Below are 18,413 nucleotides of genomic sequence, written 5' to 3' on the forward strand. Positions count from 1 at the left end.
ACCGAGCAATCAATAAGGCGGCGCTCCCCAGCGCCTTCCTCGACGCTCAATCCATCAAGGTCCGCTTCCCCACTGCCCGCTTTTTTCGCGGCTTCGCGCATGCCGATCAGGGATAACCCCCGGATTCAGGAATGCGACAGCGCATAGAAAGCGGATTAGCAGCTTCCTTCCGTAATCTGCGATCCGGCCTGTCGTCAGGGGCCGGGCGCTGTCCGCTTCGTGCAGCGCATGAAAGGCCGGCGCTGTCCGGCACAAGGAAGGAGGACGGAAGTGAAAAAGACAATCAACAGAAAGGACTATTACGGCGGCGCGCTGATGGTCCTTATCGGCATGGCCGCGATCTATGGCGGCACCGACTACCACATCGGCTCGCTCAGCCACATGGGTCCGGGATTCTTCCCCGCGGCGCTCGGCGGCCTGCTGGCGCTCACCGGCCTGCTGATCGCGATGTCGGCGCGCTCGGCCGAACCCTCGGCCCCGGCGCCCGCCGAAGGCCATCCCACCGGCATGCCGGACATCCGCGGCAGCGTCTGCATCCTGCTCGGCATCCTGGCTTTCCTGCTGCTGGGCCATTACGGCGGCCTGCTGCCCGCCACGTTCGCCATCGTTTTCATCTCGGCGTTGGGCGACCGCAAGAACACGATCAAACAGGCCATCCTGCTGTCGATCGCCATGTCCGCGATCGCGGTCGTCGTTTTCTGGTGGGCGCTGCAACTGCAGCTTCCGCTGTTCCGCTGGGGTTGATGCGCCATGATTTCTCAAGCTTTGGTAGACCTTTGGTACGGCTTCGGCGTCGCGTTCCAATGGCACAACCTGATGTGGTCGTTCTTCGGCGTGCTGGTGGGCAACCTCATCGGTGTGCTGCCCGGCATGGGCGCGCTGTCCGCGATCTCCATCCTCCTGCCGCTGACCTACGTCATGCAGCCCGTGCCCGCCATCCTGATGCTGGCCGGCATTTTCTACGGCTCGCAATACGGCGGCGCCATCGGCGCCATCCTGCTCAACCTGCCTTCGCACCCGCCGCACGCGGTCACGTGTCTTGATGGTTATCCATTGACCAAGCAGGGCAAGGGCGGGACAGCGCTCGGCATCACGATGATCTGCTCGTTCTTCGCGGCATCGGTCGGCATCATCGTCATGATCTTTGCCTCGCCGCTGCTGGTGGAAGTCGCGTTCAAGTTCGGCCCGACCGAGATCTTCTCGATCATGCTGCTGGGCCTCTTGGCGGGCGCCACCATGTCGCGTGGCTCGCCGCTCAAAGGCGTGGCGATGACGCTGTTCGGCCTGATGTGCGGCGTGGTCGGCACCGACGTGAACACCGGCACGATCCGGTTTTCGTTCGGCCTGCTCGACCTGTCCGACGGCCTTGAACTGGTCGCGATCTCGATGGGGCTGTTCGGCGTTGCCGACTTCCTGATGAGCGTGAACCGCATGACGATCATCGGCAGCGGCGCCAAGCTGCGACTGCGCGACATGCGGCCCAGCAAGCAGGAGCTGAAGACCGCCTTCTGGCCCATGGTGCGCGGCACGGCCGTCGGCACGCTGTTCGGCGCCATGCCCGGCACCGGCCCGACCATCACCACCTTCGTCGCCTACGCGCTGGAGCGCAAGGTCTCCAAGACGCCCGAGAAGTTCGGCACCGGCATGATCGCCGGCGTGGCATCGCCCGAAGCATCTTCGCATTCGAAGACGCAGGTCGACTTCATCCCGACGATGAGCCTGGGCATTCCGGGCGACGCCGTGATGGCGCTGATCCTGGGCGCGCTGCTGATCCAGGGCATCCAGCCCGGCCCGCAGCTCATCACCGAGCATCCGGACATCTTCTGGGGCCTCATCGCCAGCTTCTGGGTCGGCAACGTGCTGCTCATGGTGCTGAACGTGCCGCTCATCGGCGTGTGGGTCAAGCTGCTGCAGGTGCCGTACCGCTACCTCTTTCCTTCGGCGTTGTTCTTCATCGCGGTGGGCGTGTACAGCACGCAGAACAGTCTCTTCCAGATCTGGGAAGTGCTGGCTTTCGGGGTGATCGGCGCGGTCCTGATGACGCTGGAGTTCTCGGTGGCGCCCATTCTGCTGGGCTTCGTGCTCGGCCCCATGGTCGAAGAGAATTTCCGCCGCGCGCTGCTGCTGTCGCGCGGTGACCTGGCCGTGTTCGTCGAACGTCCGATCAGCGCATGGTTCATCGGCGCCAGCGCCTTGCTGATCGCGCTGCAGGTATGGGCCTTCCTGCGTCGCAACAAGGGCAAGAACAAGCCTCAGCTGCCGCAGACGGCCTGATCCCTCGGCTTGCTTCTGGCACACGCGGCCCGGCTTTTGCCGGGCCGTTTGATTTGTGCGGCGGCATCCCTCATGCTTGGGGTTTTCATCGCCCGCGCACTGCCACCATGCACATTCTCTTTGCTTGTCCCCATCACGATCCTGACGCCTGGGTGCCTCGCCTCGAGGCCGCCATGCCCGGTTGCCGTATTTCGGTTTGGAATCCCGACGGCCCGCCGTCTGGTGCCGAGGTCGCGCTGGTCTGGCGTCCGCCGGCCCAGCTCTTCCAGCACGAAACCGGTCTGCAAACCCTCTTCAATCTGGGTGCGGGTGTCGATGCCTTGCTGAAGATGCCGGAGATCCCGGCCCACGTTCGCATCGTGCGTCTCGAAGACGCCGGCATGGCCGTGCAGATGGCCGAATACGCGCTGTATGCGCTGCTGCGCGTCTCGCGCGATTTCGAAGCCTTCGACCAGGCGCAGGCACGCCAGCATTGGGACACCCGCGAGGGCACCCGGCAGGCGGACTGGCCCGTGGGCGTTCTCGGGTTGGGGCAGGTCGGTGCGCGCGTTGCGCAAACCCTGGCCGAATTCGGTTATCCCGTGGCCGGATGGTCGCGCTCGCCGCGCGAGATCCCGGGTGTTGAATCCTTCGCTGGCGAGGCCGCCTTGCCGGCCTTCCTGGGCCGCACGCGTTTTCTGGTCAACGTGCTGCCGCTGACGCCCGACACGCAAGGCATCCTCAACCGCGAAACGCTGTCGCAGTTGCTGCCTGACGCGCATCTGGTCAACGTGGGACGCGGCGAGCATCTGGTCGAAGACGATCTGGTGCAGATGCTCGAAGAGGGCGAAATCGCGGGCGCCACGCTCGACGTCTTCCGCACCGAACCGCTGCCGAAAGACCACCCGTTCTGGCACGACCCGCGCGTCCATGTCACGCCACATATCGCCGCGCGCACGCTGCGCGACGAAAGCATCGAACAGATCGCGGGTAAGGTCGCGCAACTGATGCGCGGCGAATCCATCACCGGCGTCGTGGAGCGCTCGCGCGGCTACTGAGGCGCGGGCGTCACGGCTTTCTCCAGCCGCTCGTACATCGAGGGCAGGCGCTGCGACAGGAAATCCAGCAGCGTCCGCACGGCGGGCATCATGCCCCGCCGTGACGGATAGATGCAGTGCACGATGCCCTCGGGCGATTGCCATTGCGGCAGCACCGGCACCAACTGCCCGCGGCGCAGTTCCTCCTGCGTGGCGATCGACGGCAGCAACGCGATGCCGCGTCCGCGCACGGCCGCTTCCGTCAGCACGATGAAGTCGTTGCACGACAGTTGCGGCTTCAGTTCGATCTGCACCTCCTCGCCCTTGTCATTGCGCAGCGGCCACCGCACTTCATTCTGCGGATCGCTGAAACTCAGCGTCACGTGCGACGCCAGGTCCTGCGGCGTATCCGGCGCGCCGTGGCGCTGCAGATATCCCGGACTGGCCACCAGCGTGCCGCGCGCCGTGCCCAGGTGCCGGACAACCAGTTCCGCGTCTGTGTCGAGCTTCGTGCGCACCCGCAGCGCCAGGTCCACGCCTTCGCGGATCAGGTCCACCCGCCGGTTGGTCACCAGCAATTGCACCGATATTGCGGGCCACGCATCCAGGAATTCCGGCAGCAGCGGGGCCAGCACGTCCTGCGCGATCGACACCGGGCAGCTCACGATCACCGGGCCGGTCGGCTCCGCCTGCAATTGCCGCATCGCGTCGTCCGCCGCACGCGCCGATGCGGCCATCTCCCGGCAGTAATGCAGATAGCGCTCGCCGGCGGACGTCAGCCGAAGCCGGCGGGTGGTGCGCTGCAAAAGACGCACCCCCAGGCTTTCTTCCAGGTGGGAGATACGGCGGGATAGACGGGATTTCGGAATGTCCAGCGCGCGCGCTGCGGCGCTGAAGCCTCCTTGCTCGACGACTTGCGAAAAGTAGTAGAGGTCATTGAGATCTTGCATGATTGTTCTATGTTTGGAACGAACAGTTCATCATACCCGTATTTATGTATTCAATCGGTCCCACTACAGTGTCGCCATGCACAACGGATCTGCCAACGCCGCCCAAGCGGCAAGGCCCCGCCCGATCATCCTGACGGGTGCGGCGCTGACAGATCCATACCGCCCACTCCGGGCGGGCCCACTGGAGATATCTGCAATGAAAACCCTGGTCATCCTTTCCTCGATTCTCGGCGAACGTTCCAACAGCAAGCAATTGGCCGATCACCTGATCGCCCGCATCAAGGCGTCGAACCCGGCCTCGGCCATCAAGGTTCGCGACATCGGCGCGCAACCCATTCCTTATTTCGACGGCAACACCGCTGGCGCCCTGTTCACGCCCGCTGAATCGCGCTCGGTCGAGCAACAGCGTCTGGTCGAACTGAGCGACTCGCTAGTCGCCGAAGTGATGGAAGCCGATCGCATCGTCTTCGCCGTGCCCGTGTACAACTTCAACCTGCCGGCGCAGTTCAAGTCCTACCTGGATCACCTGGCGCGCGCCGGCGTCACGTTCCGTTATACGTCGGAAGGCGTGCCCGAGGGGCTCGTCAAGGGTAAACAGGTGGTCGTGCTGACCGCGCGCGGTGGCAAGGCGGAAGGCACGCCGTCCGACACGATGACGCCTTACCTGCGCCAGATGCTGGCGTTCCTGGGAATGACCGAAGTGACTTTCATCGCCGCGGAAGGCATGGCCATGGGCGAAGTGGCCGCGCTGGAAGGACTGGCCCTGGCCAAGCAACGCATCGACGCGCTGCTGCCGGCCGCCAGCGAAGCCTCGCTCGCCGCCTGACCCGGCGGCGCTGCCGTATCAAGCAAAAAGGCGAGCCGGAAGGCTCGCCTTTTGCATTGGGCCAGGACGGCTGGCTTAGTCGCGCAGACGCTTGATGAGGCTGGACGTGTCCCAGCGTCCGCCGCCCAGTTTCTGGACGTCGCCGTAGAACTGATCCACCAGCGCGGTCAACGGCAGGCGCGCGCCGTTGTTGCGTGCCTCCGCCAGCACCAGGCCCAGATCCTTGCGCATCCAGTCCACCGCGAAACCGAAGTCGAACTTGTCGTCGACCATGGTGCCGCCGCGGTTCTCCATCTGCCAGCTCTGCGCCGCGCCCTTGCTGATCACGTCCAGCACCTGCTTCATGTCCAGCTCGGCCGCCTGGCCGAATGCGATCGCTTCCGACAGGCCCTGCACGATGCCGGCGATGCAGATCTGGTTGACCATCTTGGCAAGCTGGCCGGCGCCCGGGGGGCCGACCAGCGTGACTGCGCGGCCAAAGCACTGCGCGACGGGCTGGATGGCGTCAAACACCGCCTGCTCGCCGCCGCACATGACTGTCAGCACGCCGTTGACGGCGCCTGCCTGACCGCCCGAGACGGGGGCGTCCACGAAGTTCAGGCCCAGCTCCTTGGCTTTCGCGTGCAGTTCGCGCGCCACGTCGGCGGAAGCCGTGGTGTGGTCGACGAACACGGCGCCCGGCGCCATGCCGGCGAACGCGCCGTCAGGACCCAGCACGACGCTGCGCAGGTCGTCGTCATTGCCCACGCAGGCAAAGACGATCTGCGCGCCGGCAACGGCTTCGCGCGGGGTGGCCGCGCTATGGCCGCCAAACTCGGCGACCCAGGCCTGCGCCTTGGCGGGGGTCCGGTTGTAAACCGTGACGTCATGCCCGGCGCGGGCCAGGTGACCGGCCATGGGCAAGCCCATCACGCCCAATCCGAGGAAAGCGACTTTCTGGGCTACGGCTGCGTCGTAGCTCTTGGTACCGATCGTTGCCATGCAATGGACTCCGCTGAATAAGGGTAGGTCTGTTTCAGGACACTAACCTTAACGCAATCAAAAGCCGGCGGCGAGTCCATCTCTGCGGCTATCGCTGGCGCTGACGTAGCCGTCCACGGCCGGGTCGCCCAGCCGCCAGATGAATTGCCCCGATCCAAAGTCCATGTACGGATCGTCCATGCCCTGCAGCACATGGCCGCGCTCGCGCAGCCCCTGCGCAAGGGCAGGGGACACCGTCGGCTCCAGGTCCACCTCCAGGCCCTGGTTCCACTTCCAGCGCGGCGCATCGCACGCGGCCTGCGGCTGCTGGCGGTAGTCCAGCATGCGCACCAGCGCCTGCATCTGGCCCTGCGGCTGCATGTTGCCGCCCATGACGCCAAAGCTCATCACCGGCGCGCCATCACGCATCAGAAAGCCCGGAATGATCGTGTGGAACGGCCGCTTGCCGCCCGCGACCACGTTGGCGTGTTCGGGATCGGCGCTGAAGCAATGGCCACGGTTCTGCAGGCTGACGCCCGTGCCCGGCACCACGACGCCGGATCCGAATCCCATGTAGTTCGATTGGATGAAGCTGACCATCATGCCGTTGCGGTCGGCGGCGGTCAGGTAGACCGTGCCGCCTTGCGGCGCGTGGCCGGTCGCGAAAGTCTGCGCGTGTCGCGGATCGATCAGTCGCGCGCGCTCGGCCAGGTAGTCGGCCCGCAGCATCTCTTCGGGGGCGACCCGCATGTGGCGCTCGTCGGCCACGTGCGCATAGACGTCGGCAAACGCCAGCTTCATCGCTTCGATCAGCAGATGCTGCGTCTCAGGATGATCGATCGGACGCGCCGCCAGATCGAAGTTCTGCAGGATGCCCAGCGCAATCAGCGCCGCGATGCCCTGGCCGTTGGGCGGAATCTGATGCAGCGTATGGCCGCGGTACGCCTGGCTGATCGGCGTGACCCACTCTGGGGTGTAGTCGCTCAGATCTTTCAGCGTCAGGGCCGCGTCGTGCGCTTGCGCGTGTGCCACCAGCTTGTGAGCGGTCTCGCCTTCGTAGAAGTCGCGCCCGCTGGTTGCAGCAATGCGCTTGAGCGTCGATGCCGCGCCTTGCAGCACGAAATGTTCGCCGATGTGCGGCGCACGGCCGCGCGGCAGGAAGTGGTCGGCAAAGCCGGGCTGCGGTTGCAGCACGTCAGCCTGCGCGGTCCACTTCTGATGCACCATCGGTGTGATCGCAAAGCCGCGTTCGGCGTATTCGATGGCGGGCGCCAGGATGTCGGCGAAAGACAGGCGGCCCAGCTTTTCGTGCAACGCCGCCCAGCCGGCCACGCAACCCGGGACGGTCACGCTGTCCCAACCCCTCGCCGGCACCGCGCCCTGATGCTTGCGCCGGAAGTAGTCCACGTTCCAGGCGGCAGGCGCCGGTCCGGAAGCGTTAAGTCCATGCAGCTTGGCGCCGTCCCAGATGATGGCAAAGCAATCCGAACCCAAACCGTTGCTGACGGGTTCGACCATCGCCAGGGTTGCCGCCGCGGCAATGGCCGCGTCCACGGCATTGCCGCCTTGCGCCAGGATGCGCAGGCCGGCCTGCGCAGCCAGTGGCTGGGAGGTGGCGACGACGTTGCGGGCAAAGACGGGCGTGCGGGTACTCGTATACGGATTCTTCCAGTCGAAATTCATGTCGAATCATCGCGTGGGGTAAACCCGTAGCTTAACGTAGATGAAATCGGCTATGTACGATTTGTTGCTGTAGGTAATTTTCAGTAGTCTTCAGCCGGATGGCGCAGGCGCGCCCAAATGAAAAACCCCGGGACGGGCCCGGGGTTTTGAAGGTCAGCGCCGCGGCAGGGCGGCGGCTGTGCCTTAATCTTCTTCGACGAAGGTTTCTTCGCGCTTCTTGCGGATGGCCGGCAGGGCCACCAGGATCACCAGGAACACGGCGACGGCCAGCAGGGTAGCCGACAGCGGACGCGTCACGAAGGTGGAGAAGTCGCCGCGCGACAGCAGCAGGGCACGGCGGAAGTTTTCTTCCATCATGGGACCCAGCACCAGGCCCAGCAGCAGCGGGGCGCCTTCGCACTTCAGCTTCGACCACACATACCCGATGATGCCGAACATGGCCGTGGTGAAGATGTCGAACGGGTTGTAGTTAAGTGAATACACACCGATCGTGCAGAACACCAGAATCGCCGGGAACAGGATGCGGTACGGCACCTTGAGCAGCTTGACCCACAGGCCGATCAGCGGCAGGTTCAGCACCACCAGCATCAGGTTGCCGATCCACATCGAGGCGATCAGGCCCCAGAACAGCTCCGGGTGGCTCGTCATGACTTGCGGGCCGGGCTGAATGTTGTGGATCGTCATGGCGCCCACCATCAGCGCCATCACGGCGTTGCCGGGGATACCAAGCGTCAGCAGCGGAATGAACGAGGTCTGAGCTGCAGCGTTGTTCGCCGATTCCGGACCTGCCAGGCCGGCCGGGTGGCCCTTGCCGAAGCGTTGCGGATTCTTCGAGATCTTCTTTTCCAGTGTGTAGGACGCGAACGAGGACAACACCGCGCCACCACCCGGCAGGATACCCAGGGCCGAACCCAGCGCCGTGCCACGCAGCACGGCGGGAGCGGCTTCCTTGAATTCCTGCTTATTCGGATACAGCGTGCCGATCTTGTCGGTGATGTCGACGCGGTTTTCCTTCTGCTCGAGGTTGGTCATGATTTCGGCAAAGCCGAACACGCCCATGGCCACGATGGCGAAGTCGATGCCGTCTTGCAGTTCCGGCACGCCGAAGTCGAAGCGGGCAACACCCGAGTTGACGTCGGTACCGACCATGCCGAGCAGCAGGCCCAGGATGATCATCGCGATTGCCTTGGGCAGCGAGCCCGAGGCCAGCACCACGGCGCCGACCAGGCCCAGGCACATCAGCGAGAAGTATTCGGCAGGACCGAACTTGAACGCGACTTCAGCCAGGGGAGGCGCAAAGGCAGCCAGCAGCAGCGTGGCAACGCAACCGGCAAAGAACGAACCCAGCGCGGCAATTGCCAGCGCGGCGCCCGCCCGGCCGTTGCGGGCCATCTGGTGACCGTCCAGCACGGTCACCACCGCGGACGTTTCTCCTGGCAACGCCACAAGAATCGCCGTCGTGGAGCCGCCGTACTGGGCGCCGTAGTAAATACCCGCCAGCATGATCAGGCCGGCCACCGGGGGCAGCACGTACGTGATCGGCAGCAGCATTGCGATGGTCGGAACGGGGCCGATGCCCGGCAGCACGCCAATCAGCGTCCCCAGAATGCAGCCCAGCAGTGCGTAAAGCAGGTTCTCGGGCGTGAACGCCACCGAGAAACCCATCATCAGGTTGTCAAACAATTCCATGACCGGTTGCTCCTCAGTTCATGCCCAGAAACGACGGCCACAGCGGGAAAATCAGCCCCAGCCCCTTGATGAATGCCAGGTACGTGAACACCACCAGGAAGATGCCGTTGGCAACAGCGACCTTCAGGTTGAATTCATGGCTGGCAAGACTGCTGACGACCACCAGCACGAACACCGAGATGTACACGCCCAGCAGCTTGAGGATCACGCCATACAGCACGACGGAGCCCACCACCAGGAAGACGATGCGCCAGTCGAACTTGTCGACGTGAGTTTCATGGGCTTTCTTGGACAGCGAGCCAAGCAGCACGATGGCGCCGAGCAATGCAAGAACAATGCCTAGCCAGAAAGGAAAGTACCCTGGGCCCATTCGGGCAGCAGTACCCATTTGGTAGCTGCTGGCCTGCCAGGCGAATCCCAGTCCGAGAGCGATGAACATCACCCCCGACCAGAAATCCTGTCGATTGCGTAGCTGCATGATTGGTTGGCTCCTGTTTACAGCATGTAGATAAAAGAGGTTTGTAGCCGGATGGACGCTCGCCGAAAGGCGAGTGACAGGCACAAAAAAGGCACTTCGGGGTGCCATTAATTATTCTGAAAGCGACGTCGTGGTTTCTTGAAAGGCCGAATGGTAATGGACGCCCGCCACGCTGCAAACCCTGTAAGGTCTGTGAAAGGCTGGGGTTTTCCCTAGAATTGGGGAACTCCCGATCCCCGTTTGTAACGCGGTCAGAAGTTTGAGGGCTTTTTGAAAGCTAAGTGAAAGTTTATAGAAAGATTCACGAAAGCCGGATCGGCCGGATGCGGCAATTTCGACGGATGGGGACTTTTCTTGGCAGGCAAGAGCCGGTAACCTTCGCGCGCCAAAACCCAACCGTATTTCCTACTGAATATTGCCGGGTTTCTCACCTTGCGTGAAGAGGCCCGGTCCAACCCAGGATGGTTTACGATAGCGCCCATGCTGCAAGATCTAGACCAACTCGCCGCCCGAATCGGGCAACTGGTGCAACGCACCCGCCAACTCCACGCCGAGCGTGACGCGTTGCGTCTCCGCCTGAACGACTTCGAAGCCGAGCAGCGTGTGCTCAAGCAGCGCGCTGCTGATCGCGAGGCCGAGGTCGTCACGCTGCAAAGCAAGCTTCAAGATAACGACGGCGCCGTCTCGGCCATGCTCGAGGACGCCAAGCGGGCAGAAGCCGCGCTGCGCGAGCAACTCGCTCGCGAAACCGCCGAACGCCAAGCGCTCGAATCGCGCTTCGCCGCCCGCGAAAGCGAACTGCAGGGCAACCTGCAATCGCGCGACACAGAACTACAGCGCTTGCGTGTGGCCGCCGCTTCGGCCCGCGAGCGCATCGACGCCGTCCTGGCCCGCTTGCCGGGTGCGCCGTCCGGAGAGCAACACTAAATGGAACGTGTAGACGTATCGATCCTCGGCCGTGAGTATTCACTTGCGTGCTCCGCCGAAGAAAAGCCCACGCTGCTGGCTGCCGTGCGCCATGTCGATCAGCTCATGCTGCGCATCCAGGGCACGGGCAAGGTTTCCAGCAACGAACGCATCGCTGTGATGGCTGCATTGCAGATCGCTGGCGAGCTGCTTGCAATGAAAGCGCCGGACGGTCCGCTGGGCGGTTTGGCGGTCGGCGACTTCAAGCGTAGAATTGAGGACATGAACGCAGTACTCGATGACGCCTTGTCGGGTCAGGAAAAACTGCTCTAACGTTCATAAGCTGCATTCAAGATTTTCAAGTTTGTCCCTGCCGTGTTCGTGACTAGGCCATACATTCTCTGAACCTATGTCTTTTTGGCATATTGGTTGCGGGAGTGCAGAGCTGGAGTGATTGTCTCTTGCAGACGAACCCGATGCTCTTCGGAACGCGACCACCTTGAACCTCAGGGTTCGAGATGCCGGCCTTGACGGCACAGGCGGGGCATCTATCCCAGCGGACCTGCCATGGAGCAGGTCCGCGTCGGGTGCCTCTCGGCAATTCCCCTTCGTCCTCCCACATAGGACCAGTCCATGTTCAAACACCCCGTTTTTTCGCTCACCAGGCTTGGTGCGGCGTGCGCAGCCGTGGCCGCCATCGCTGTGGCCCAACCCGTTTTCGCTCAGGCTCAGGCGCCCGCACCGGCGGCCGCTGCCGAGTCCGCCGCGAACCGTTCGCCGGAGCTGACCTTGCAAGCGATGGCCTCGTCCGAGGTCAAGCAGGACACCGTCCGCATCGCCCTGTCCGCCGAAGTCGAAGCGCCGGATCAGCCGACCGCCGGCCAGAAGCTGACCGCTGCGCTCGAAGACGTGGTCAAGCGCGCGCGCGACACCAAGGACGTGGAAGTGCGCACCAGCAACTTCAACGTCTGGCCCAACATGAACAACAAGGGAAAGATCGCCTCGTGGCGCGGCCAGGGCGAGATCGTGCTGGAATCCAAGGACTTCGCGGCTGCCGCGGCCCTGGCTTCCAAGCTTTCCGACAAGACCGCCATTTCCAACATCAGCTTCTCGCTGTCGGATGCCGCGCGTGAAGCCGAAGAGCGCAAGCTTCTCAAAGAAGCGGCGCAGGCCTTCAAGGACCGCGCATTGGCCGCAGCCAACGCGTTCGGTTTCTCCGGCTACCGCCTGTCCAAGCTGGATCTCGGCGGCTCCGGCGCTCCCGCGCCGATGCCGCGCATGATGGGCGCGGCCATGGCGAAGGGCGGTTCCTTCAGCAGCGCCGACGTCAGCGTTCCCCTTGAAGCAGGGAACGTGACGGTCAGCGTCGCCGTCAACGGGACGATCGTTTTGCAGTAAGGCTGAACATGATGGCGCCCAAGGCGACCATCGGCAGCGACAGCCACTGTCCCATGCTCAATCCCCCCGCGAGCAGACCCAGGAAGTTGTCGGGCTCGCGGGTGAACTCCACCAGGAAGCGGAACGTTCCATAACCCATCAGGAACAATCCGCTCACCTGTCCCAGCGGGCGCGGCTTGCTCGAAAACCACCACAGCAGCGCGAACAGCACGATGCCTTCCAGGCCCAGCTCATAGAGTTGCGAGGGATGGCGGGGCAGGCCGTCACCGCTGTCGGGAAACACCATCGCCCACGGCACATCGGTGGGACGGCCCCACAACTCGCCGTTGATGAAGTTGCCCAGCCGGCCAAAACCCAGGCCCAGCGGAATCAACGGCGCGATGAAATCGCTGATTGCAAAGAACGGCAGGCCCTTCTTGCGCGCAAACAGCAGCATCACCAGGATCACGCCGATCAGGCCGCCGTGGAAAGACATGCCGCCCTGCCACAGGTACAGCACTTCCAGGGGATGCGAAAGGTAATAGCCTGGCTTGTAGAACAGCACATATCCCAGCCGTCCCCCCAGCACCACGCCCAGCACGCTATAGAAGATCAGGTCTTCCAGGTCCCGCACGTTCAGCGATGTAGTGTGCCCGCTCTTGATGCGATGGCGGCCCAGCAAATACACGAGCGCGAAGCCCGCCAGGTACATCAGCCCATACCAATGAATGGCGAGCGGCCCGATCTGCAGGGCGATGGGGTCGATTTTTGGATATTCCAGCATGTTCTGCCCGACACAATAAAGTTGAATGATAATAACCGGCGAGCACTGAAGATTCGCATGCCAAGCGAGCCAGCTTCCCCGGGTGCGTTCGCCATGTCCGCGCCCCGACGGCCGACAGGAGACACTGACCATGCCGCACAACGAACGTTCCCGCCACATTACCGAAGGCGTCGCGCGCGCACCCAATCGCGCCATGTACTACGCGCTGGGCTACAAAGAAGCAGATTTCCAGAACCCCATGATCGGCGTGGCCAACGGCCATTCGACGATCACGCCCTGTAATAGCGGCCTGCAACGGCTGGCCGACGCCGCCATCGACGCGATCCGCGCGTCACGCGCCAATCCGCAGGTGTTCGGCACGCCCACCATTTCCGATGGCATGTCCATGGGCACCGAAGGCATGAAGTACTCGCTGGTGTCGCGCGAGGTCATCGCCGACTGCATCGAAACCGCCGCGCAAGGCCAGTGGATGGATGGCGTCGTCGTCATCGGCGGATGCGACAAGAACATGCCCGGCGGCATGATCGCCTTGGCGCGCACCAACGTGCCGGGCATCTATGTTTACGGCGGCACCATCAAGCCAGGCCGCTACAAGGGCAACGATCTCACCATCGTGTCCGTGTTCGAGGCCGTTGGCGAATACACCATGGGCCGCATGCCCGAAGAAGATTTCAAGCAGATCGAGAAATGCGCGATTCCCGGCTCGGGCTCCTGTGGCGGCATGTACACCGCCAATACGATGAGCTCGGCATTCGAAGCCATGGGCATGAGCCTGCCGTATTCCAGCACGATGGCCAACGAAGACGAGGAAAAGGTCACATCGGCCGCCGAGTCCGCGCGTGTGCTGGTCGACGCGGTCAAGCGCAATCTGCGCCCGCGCGACATCATCACGCGCGAAGCCATCGAGAACGCGGTGTCCGTCATCATGGCCACGGGCGGCTCCACCAACGCGGTGCTGCATTTCCTGGCCATCGCGCACGCCGCTGAAGTGCCGTGGACCATCGACGACTTTGAACGCATCCGCCGGCGCGTGCCCGTGCTGTGCGACCTGAAGCCGTCCGGCAAGTACGTGGCTACCGACCTGCATCGTGCCGGCGGCATCCCGCAAGTCATGAAGCTTCTGCTCAACGCGGGCCTGCTGCATGGCGATTGCATCACCATCACGGGCAAGACCATCGCGGAAACGTTGGCCGACGTACCCGACGTGCCGCGCGCGGATCAGGACGTCATCATGCCGATCGATCGCGCGCTCTATCCGCAGGGGCACCTCGCTATCCTGAAGGGAAATCTCTCGCCGGAAGGCTGCGTCGCAAAGATCACTGGGCTGAAGAACCCCGTCATCACGGGACCCGCACGCGTGTTCGATTCCGAAGACGACGCGATGACGGCCATCATGGCGCAGCAGATCCGCGACGGCGACGTCGTCGTCATCCGCTACGAAGGCCCGAAGGGCGGTCCGGGCATGCGTGAGATGCTGGCGCCCACGTCCGCGCTTGTGGGGCAGGGGCTGGGCGAAACCGTGGGTCTCATCACAGACGGCCGTTTTTCCGGCGGCACCTGGGGCATGGTGGTGGGCCACGTCGCGCCCGAAGCGTACGTGGGCGGTCCCATCGCCCTCATCCAGGAAGGCGATTCGGTTACCATCGATGCCCACAAGCTGCTGCTGCAGCTCAACATCAGCGACGAAGAGATGGCGGCTCGTCGCCAGGCCTGGGTCCAGCCCAAGCCGCGTTATACACGCGGTGTGCTTGCCAAGTTCGGCAAGCTCGCCAGCACCGCCAGCCGTGGGGCAGTAACCGATGCGTTTGAAGATTAGTCTGTTGTTGGCCGCGGCCGGCGCCCTGGGCGCTGGCGCGGTGCATGCGCAAACCACTGGCCTGGATCTGGCCAAGAGCAAGGCCTGCATGGCCTGTCATCAGGTGGAAGCCAAACGGGTCGGGCCGCCCTTGAAGAGCGTGGCGGAACGATACGCGGGGCAGGGCGACGCCATGGTGGATTACCTGGCGGGCAAGATCCGCGGCGGTGGCCGCGGCGCCTGGGGCGCGGTGCCCATGCCCGCCCAGACCCACGTCACGCCTGAAGACGCCCGTGCTTTGGCCGAATGGATCTTGTCGCTGGCGCCGGCAAAGCAGTAGCCTTATTCTTATGCCCCGGCACCAAGCCGGGGGCGCCGGCCGCGCGCAGCGGCCGTCTACAGCAAAGGAATCGTCATGGCAGAACAACCATCACCGGGCAATGAAGTCGCCGTACTTGGCGGCGGTTGCTTCTGGTGCGTCGAAGCAGTGTTTGTCGATCTGCGCGGGGTCAAGAGCGTCTTGCCGGGCTACGCGGGCGGACACGTCGACAATCCCAGCTACGAACAGGTCTGCGGCAAGGACACCGGCCACATCGAAGTCGCGCGCATCGAATTCGATCCGGCCGAACTCTCTTACAGCGATCTGCTGCGCGTCTTTTTCGCCACCCACGATCCCACCACCCCGGGTCGCCAGGGCAACGATATCGGCCCGCAGTACGAGTCCGCCATCTTCTGGCAGAACGAGTCGCAGCGCGAGCAGGCCGAAGCCGTCATCGCCGAGGTCGAGGCGCAGAAAGTCTACGATGCGCCCATCGTGACCAAGCTGCTGGCGCCGGCGCATTTCTGGCAGGCCGAGGACTATCACAGCAATTATTTCGCCTTGCATCCCGAGCAAGGCTATTGCCAGTTTGTGATTGCGCCCAAGGTCGCCAAATTCCGTAAGCAATTCCAGGATCGCCTGAAGCGCTGAGCGGCGGCAATCGTTTCGCGTGACTGAAGGCCCCGTACGGCGGAAAGCGTTCCGCCGATCAAAGCGGGGCCTTCTCGCATGTGGGGTTTTTTTCCACGCGGTGCTTTTCCCGATGCGTCGCGAGTCAGATTGACGATCGCCCAAAGAAAAACCCCGCTTCACAGCGGGGTTTTGGGCAAGCTTGGTAGACGCACGCCTGGCGCCCATCTGCAAGCCTTATTCCACGGTCTTCACAACGCCACGGCGCATCTGGTCCAGCTCGATGGATTCGAACAGGGCCTTGAAGTTGCCCTCACCAAAGCCGTCGTTGCCCTTGCGCTGGATGATCTCAAAGAAGATCGGACCGATCTGGTTTTCGGTGAAGATCTGCAGCAGCAGTCCGCCGTCCGGCGCGCCATCCAGCAGGATCCGGTTCTTCTGCAGGCGATCCACGTCTTCGCCGTGGTTCGGCATGCGGCGATCCAGCAGTTCGTAATAGGTCTCCGGCGTGTCCAGAAACACGACGCCCGTCTCGCGCAGCGCTTCTACCGTCGCATAGATGTCATCGGTCGCCATGGCGATGTGCTGGATGCCTTCGCCGCGGTACAGATCCAGGTATTCCTGAATCTGGCCTTTCTCGTCGGTGCCTTCCTCGTTGATGGGAATGCGGATATTGCCGCAAGGCGACGTCATCGCCTTGGACTTCACGCCCGTCACCTTGCCTTCGATGTCGAAGTAGCGCACTTCGCGGAAGTTGAACAGGCGCTCGTAGAACTCCGACCATTCGGCCATGCGGCCCTTGTGCACGTTGTGCGTCAGGTGGTCGACCAGCGTCAGGCCCGCGCCGCGCCAGTTGACGTCGGTCTGCGCATTGGCCGGATCCAGCGGAATGAAATCCACGTCGTAGATGCTGATGTCGCCAATGCCGCCGTGGCCTTCCTTGCCGGCCCAGCGGTCCACCAGATAGATCAGCGAATCGCCAATGCCCTTGATGGCAGGAATGTTCAGTTCCATCGGCCCGCTATGGGAATCAAAGCCCCACGCGCCCAGTTCCAGCGCACGCTTGTAGGCGGCGTTGGCGTCCTGCACCCGAAAGCCAATCGCACAGATCGACGGGCCATGCAGGCGAGCAAATCGCTGAGCGAAGGAATCGGGCTCGGCGTTGATCAGGAAGTTCACGCCGCCTTGGCGGTACAGCGTCACGTCCTTGTGGCGATGCTTGGCAATGGCCTTGAAGCCCAGCAACTCAAACACCTTGCGCAGCGCGGCGGGGTCCGGCGCGGCATATTCAATGAACTCGAACCCGGCGGTGCCCATCGGGTTGTCCCAGGGTTGGAAAGCGCTGCTCATAAGTCTGCTCCCTTGCATGTTTTGTGAGGACGACTTGTTTTTCAAGTCTAGACGCAGATTGTAGGTACGAAGGCCGGGCAGACAATTGCAAAGATGGCGCGAAAGGCAAAGACTTGAGCAATAATATTGCTCGTTTTCGAATTAGAGGGGTGGAAGATGTCCGGAATTGAGCTAGACAGGACAGATCTAAGGATTCTGGCTGAACTGCAGCGCGACGGACGCCTCAGCAATCAGGAGTTGGCGGACCGCGTCTCGCTGTCGCCCAGCCCCTGCCTGCGCCGAGTGCGGCGTCTTGAAGAGCAGGGCTTCATCAAGAAATACGTGGCGCTCATCGACGCGGCCAAGGTAGGCCTCGGGCTGCTCGCGTACGTCAATATCCGCCTGAACAAGCACAGCGGATCCAGTCACGCACCCATGAGCGACTTCGCACGCGACGTCCAGCTCTGGCCGGAAGTCGTCGAGTGCTACGCCATGTCCGGCGACATGGACTATCTGCTTCGCATCCAGGTCGCCGATCTGGCGCACTTCTCGCGCTTCGCCATGGACACCCTCATGCGCCACCCGGCGGTGGTGGACATGCGTTCCTTCTTCGCGCTCCAGCAGATCAAGGAAACGACGGAGCTTCGTATATAGACTCACTGAGCGGGGCGGCTGCCGCCGTCGAAGCCATCCCCGTGCCTTCTATATATATAGAGACGAGCCCGCACGCTCTATATAGATAGGTATCGAAGAACGCCGGCTCAGCGGCTTGCCCGCGACTGCGTCCCCAAAAAGAATCACATTTCTGCAAAATGGGTGTCATGCTGATCGCACACGCCAAATTTCTGTGCTATAGTCTCGCTCCTTCGCTGCTCCAACAGTTTTGAACAGCGAAGCCAAGCAGGTGCAACAGGTTCGTGGGTTTTCCCGGCCTGCCGCAAAGGCAGTCAGAAATGAGGCCAAGCGGTTATTGCAAAGATCGGCGCAAATCAGGCAGAAGCCAGTTGCAAGATCTGCAAAAATTGTGCTATAGTCTTGGGCTTGGCTGGTGATGACGAATCAGGGTTTACCCGAATCGATGTTTCAGCCACCTGTGCGGTAACCAGCCTTCGGGTTTCCCGAAGCCGCTTGAAAGTTGAGCGGGGTTGCAAGATGCGGTGCAAATCAGGCAGAAGCCAGTTGCACAATCTGCAAAAGCTGTGTTATAGTAGAGGGCTTGGCGGTTGCCGAAAAATTAGGGTTTACCCTGACGTTTCGATAGTCGCTAAGCGCTGAGAAATCAGCGCCTCGATTTTGAAGTTAAGTAGTACAGAATTTAGCAGTACCGCTCTTTAACAATTAAACAACCGATAAGTGTGGGCGCTTGATGCGAGTGCAGCGGTTTGGGTTTTGGCCTG

18 protein-coding genes and 1 other RNA gene are annotated in these 18,413 nt (G+C 62.7%); 12 read left to right on the forward strand and 7 right to left on the reverse strand.

The features are described 5' to 3' along the window. Window positions 1-315: 315 nt before the first annotated feature. From AC6CIE_RS16230 to AC6CIE_RS16240, 3 genes are all read left to right on the forward strand, one after another. Entirely contained in the window at window positions 316-744 is a 429-nt protein-coding gene (locus AC6CIE_RS16230; RefSeq protein WP_175139138.1) for a tripartite tricarboxylate transporter TctB family protein, read from the forward strand. A 6-nt stretch (window positions 745-750) separates the two neighbouring features. Next, window positions 751-2,274, forward strand: a complete 1,524-nt coding sequence (locus tag AC6CIE_RS16235) for a tripartite tricarboxylate transporter permease (protein ID WP_175139058.1) — start codon at window positions 751-753, stop codon at window positions 2,272-2,274. A gap of 107 nt (window positions 2,275-2,381) precedes the next feature. Further along, complete coding sequence (locus tag AC6CIE_RS16240) at window positions 2,382-3,311, forward strand: 2-hydroxyacid dehydrogenase (protein ID WP_175139057.1); 930 nt, start codon at window positions 2,382-2,384, stop codon at window positions 3,309-3,311. On the opposite strand, the gene AC6CIE_RS16245 is transcribed toward AC6CIE_RS16240, so the two are convergent. Further along, the gene (locus AC6CIE_RS16245; protein ID WP_175125345.1) at window positions 3,305-4,240 is read right to left on the reverse strand and encodes a LysR family transcriptional regulator; all 936 of its coding nucleotides are present in this window, start codon (window positions 4,238-4,240) and stop codon (window positions 3,305-3,307) included. The genes AC6CIE_RS16240 and AC6CIE_RS16245 overlap by 7 nt on opposite strands. Window positions 4,241-4,436: 196 nt before the next feature. On the opposite strand from AC6CIE_RS16245, the gene AC6CIE_RS16250 reads away from it, so the two are divergent. Then, window positions 4,437-5,066: an FMN-dependent NADH-azoreductase gene (locus AC6CIE_RS16250; RefSeq protein WP_175186393.1), complete on the forward strand. Its 630-nt coding sequence runs from the start codon at window positions 4,437-4,439 to the stop codon at window positions 5,064-5,066. Window positions 5,067-5,141: 75 nt separating this feature from the next. Here the strand turns inward: AC6CIE_RS16250 and AC6CIE_RS16255 are convergent, their stop codons facing one another. The 4 genes from AC6CIE_RS16255 to AC6CIE_RS16270 all read right to left on the reverse strand — a co-directional run bounded on the left by AC6CIE_RS16255 (window position 5,142) and on the right by AC6CIE_RS16270 (window position 9,876). Beyond that, the gene (locus AC6CIE_RS16255; RefSeq protein WP_175125340.1) at window positions 5,142-6,047 is read right to left on the reverse strand and encodes an NAD(P)-dependent oxidoreductase; all 906 of its coding nucleotides are present in this window, start codon (window positions 6,045-6,047) and stop codon (window positions 5,142-5,144) included. A 57-nt stretch (window positions 6,048-6,104) separates the two neighbouring features. Next, complete coding sequence (locus AC6CIE_RS16260) at window positions 6,105-7,709, reverse strand: gamma-glutamyltransferase family protein (protein WP_218342119.1); 1,605 nt, start codon at window positions 7,707-7,709, stop codon at window positions 6,105-6,107. 183 nt (window positions 7,710-7,892) lie between these two features. After that, window positions 7,893-9,398 (reverse strand): tripartite tricarboxylate transporter permease, encoded by a 1,506-nt coding sequence (locus AC6CIE_RS16265; RefSeq protein WP_218342117.1) that lies wholly within the window; start codon window positions 9,396-9,398, stop codon window positions 7,893-7,895. A gap of 13 nt (window positions 9,399-9,411) precedes the next feature. Beyond that, window positions 9,412-9,876, reverse strand: coding sequence for a tripartite tricarboxylate transporter TctB family protein (locus AC6CIE_RS16270; protein ID WP_063956077.1), 465 nt, complete (start codon window positions 9,874-9,876; stop codon window positions 9,412-9,414). 480 nt (window positions 9,877-10,356) lie between these two features. Here AC6CIE_RS16270 and AC6CIE_RS16275 point away from each other — a divergent pair, with 480 nt between their 5' ends. The 4 genes from AC6CIE_RS16275 (at window position 10,357) to AC6CIE_RS16290 (ending at window position 12,180) form a co-directional block, all read left to right on the forward strand. Continuing rightward, on the forward strand, window positions 10,357-10,803 hold the full coding sequence (locus AC6CIE_RS16275; protein WP_175125332.1) for a hypothetical protein: 447 nt from the start codon (window positions 10,357-10,359) through the stop codon (window positions 10,801-10,803). Further along, window positions 10,804-11,115 (forward strand): cell division protein ZapA, encoded by a 312-nt coding sequence (locus AC6CIE_RS16280; protein WP_076518838.1) that lies wholly within the window; start codon window positions 10,804-10,806, stop codon window positions 11,113-11,115. Window positions 11,116-11,146: 31 nt separating this feature from the next. Beyond that, a non-coding RNA gene (ssrS, locus tag AC6CIE_RS16285) (6S RNA) lies at window positions 11,147-11,332 on the forward strand. An 83-nt stretch (window positions 11,333-11,415) separates the two neighbouring features. Then, a complete protein-coding gene (locus AC6CIE_RS16290; RefSeq protein WP_175125330.1) occupies window positions 11,416-12,180 on the forward strand; it encodes an SIMPL domain-containing protein in 765 nt (254 codons plus the stop codon). On the opposite strand, the gene lgt is transcribed toward AC6CIE_RS16290, so the two are convergent. Next, a complete protein-coding gene (gene lgt, locus AC6CIE_RS16295) occupies window positions 12,155-12,943 on the reverse strand; it encodes a prolipoprotein diacylglyceryl transferase (RefSeq protein ID WP_056327922.1) in 789 nt (262 codons plus the stop codon). The two genes, AC6CIE_RS16290 and lgt, sit on opposite strands and share 26 nt — an antisense overlap. 130 nt (window positions 12,944-13,073) lie before the next feature. Here lgt and ilvD point away from each other — a divergent pair, with 130 nt between their 5' ends. The 3 genes from ilvD to msrA all read left to right on the forward strand — a co-directional run bounded on the left by ilvD (window position 13,074) and on the right by msrA (window position 15,708). After that, window positions 13,074-14,759 carry a dihydroxy-acid dehydratase gene (gene ilvD / locus AC6CIE_RS16300; protein ID WP_175186399.1) on the forward strand — a complete coding sequence of 562 codons (1,686 nt, stop codon included), beginning with the start codon at window positions 13,074-13,076 and terminating at the stop codon, window positions 14,757-14,759. Beyond that, a complete protein-coding gene (locus AC6CIE_RS16305; RefSeq protein ID WP_175125326.1) occupies window positions 14,743-15,078 on the forward strand; it encodes a c-type cytochrome in 336 nt (111 codons plus the stop codon). Before ilvD ends, AC6CIE_RS16305 begins: the two co-directional genes overlap by 17 nt. A gap of 75 nt (window positions 15,079-15,153) precedes the next feature. Then, window positions 15,154-15,708 carry a peptide-methionine (S)-S-oxide reductase MsrA gene (gene msrA, locus AC6CIE_RS16310; RefSeq protein WP_175125324.1) on the forward strand — a complete coding sequence of 185 codons (555 nt, stop codon included), beginning with the start codon at window positions 15,154-15,156 and terminating at the stop codon, window positions 15,706-15,708. Between the two features lie 216 nt (window positions 15,709-15,924). On the opposite strand, the gene hppD is transcribed toward msrA, so the two are convergent. Further along, window positions 15,925-17,037: a 4-hydroxyphenylpyruvate dioxygenase gene (gene hppD / locus AC6CIE_RS16315; RefSeq protein ID WP_175186401.1), complete on the reverse strand. Its 1,113-nt coding sequence runs from the start codon at window positions 17,035-17,037 to the stop codon at window positions 15,925-15,927. A 156-nt stretch (window positions 17,038-17,193) separates the two neighbouring features. Between hppD and AC6CIE_RS16320 the strand changes: the two genes are divergently transcribed. Beyond that, window positions 17,194-17,670 carry an Lrp/AsnC family transcriptional regulator gene (locus tag AC6CIE_RS16320; RefSeq protein WP_056566859.1) on the forward strand — a complete coding sequence of 159 codons (477 nt, stop codon included), beginning with the start codon at window positions 17,194-17,196 and terminating at the stop codon, window positions 17,668-17,670. Window positions 17,671-18,413: the final 743 nt, after the last annotated feature.

It is taken from the genome of Achromobacter sp. GQ309 (genome assembly GCF_059759315.1).

Excerpts from the sequence above, each read along its gene's own strand:
- AC6CIE_RS16230 (WP_175139138.1), top strand. The coding sequence starts at position 316 with ATGGTCCTTATCGGCATGGCCGCGATCTATGGCGGCACCGACTACCAC.
- AC6CIE_RS16235 (WP_175139058.1), top strand. The coding sequence starts at position 751 with ATGATTTCTCAAGCTTTGGTAGACCTTTGGTACGGCTTCGGCGTCGCG.
- AC6CIE_RS16240 (WP_175139057.1), top strand. The coding sequence starts at position 2,382 with ATGCACATTCTCTTTGCTTGTCCCCATCACGATCCTGACGCCTGGGTG.
- AC6CIE_RS16245 (WP_175125345.1), bottom strand. The coding sequence starts at position 4,240 with ATGCAAGATCTCAATGACCTCTACTACTTTTCGCAAGTCGTCGAGCAA.
- AC6CIE_RS16250 (WP_175186393.1), top strand. The coding sequence starts at position 4,437 with ATGAAAACCCTGGTCATCCTTTCCTCGATTCTCGGCGAACGTTCCAAC.
- AC6CIE_RS16255 (WP_175125340.1), bottom strand. The coding sequence starts at position 6,047 with ATGGCAACGATCGGTACCAAGAGCTACGACGCAGCCGTAGCCCAGAAA.
- AC6CIE_RS16260 (WP_218342119.1), bottom strand. The coding sequence starts at position 7,709 with ATGAATTTCGACTGGAAGAATCCGTATACGAGTACCCGCACGCCCGTC.
- AC6CIE_RS16265 (WP_218342117.1), bottom strand. The coding sequence starts at position 9,398 with ATGGAATTGTTTGACAACCTGATGATGGGTTTCTCGGTGGCGTTCACG.
- AC6CIE_RS16270 (WP_063956077.1), bottom strand. The coding sequence starts at position 9,876 with ATGCAGCTACGCAATCGACAGGATTTCTGGTCGGGGGTGATGTTCATC.
- AC6CIE_RS16275 (WP_175125332.1), top strand. The coding sequence starts at position 10,357 with ATGCTGCAAGATCTAGACCAACTCGCCGCCCGAATCGGGCAACTGGTG.
- AC6CIE_RS16280 (WP_076518838.1), top strand. The coding sequence starts at position 10,804 with ATGGAACGTGTAGACGTATCGATCCTCGGCCGTGAGTATTCACTTGCG.
- AC6CIE_RS16290 (WP_175125330.1), top strand. The coding sequence starts at position 11,416 with ATGTTCAAACACCCCGTTTTTTCGCTCACCAGGCTTGGTGCGGCGTGC.
- lgt (WP_056327922.1), bottom strand. The coding sequence starts at position 12,943 with ATGCTGGAATATCCAAAAATCGACCCCATCGCCCTGCAGATCGGGCCG.
- ilvD (WP_175186399.1), top strand. The coding sequence starts at position 13,074 with ATGCCGCACAACGAACGTTCCCGCCACATTACCGAAGGCGTCGCGCGC.
- AC6CIE_RS16305 (WP_175125326.1), top strand. The coding sequence starts at position 14,743 with ATGCGTTTGAAGATTAGTCTGTTGTTGGCCGCGGCCGGCGCCCTGGGC.
- msrA (WP_175125324.1), top strand. The coding sequence starts at position 15,154 with ATGGCAGAACAACCATCACCGGGCAATGAAGTCGCCGTACTTGGCGGC.
- hppD (WP_175186401.1), bottom strand. The coding sequence starts at position 17,037 with ATGAGCAGCGCTTTCCAACCCTGGGACAACCCGATGGGCACCGCCGGG.
- AC6CIE_RS16320 (WP_056566859.1), top strand. The coding sequence starts at position 17,194 with ATGTCCGGAATTGAGCTAGACAGGACAGATCTAAGGATTCTGGCTGAA.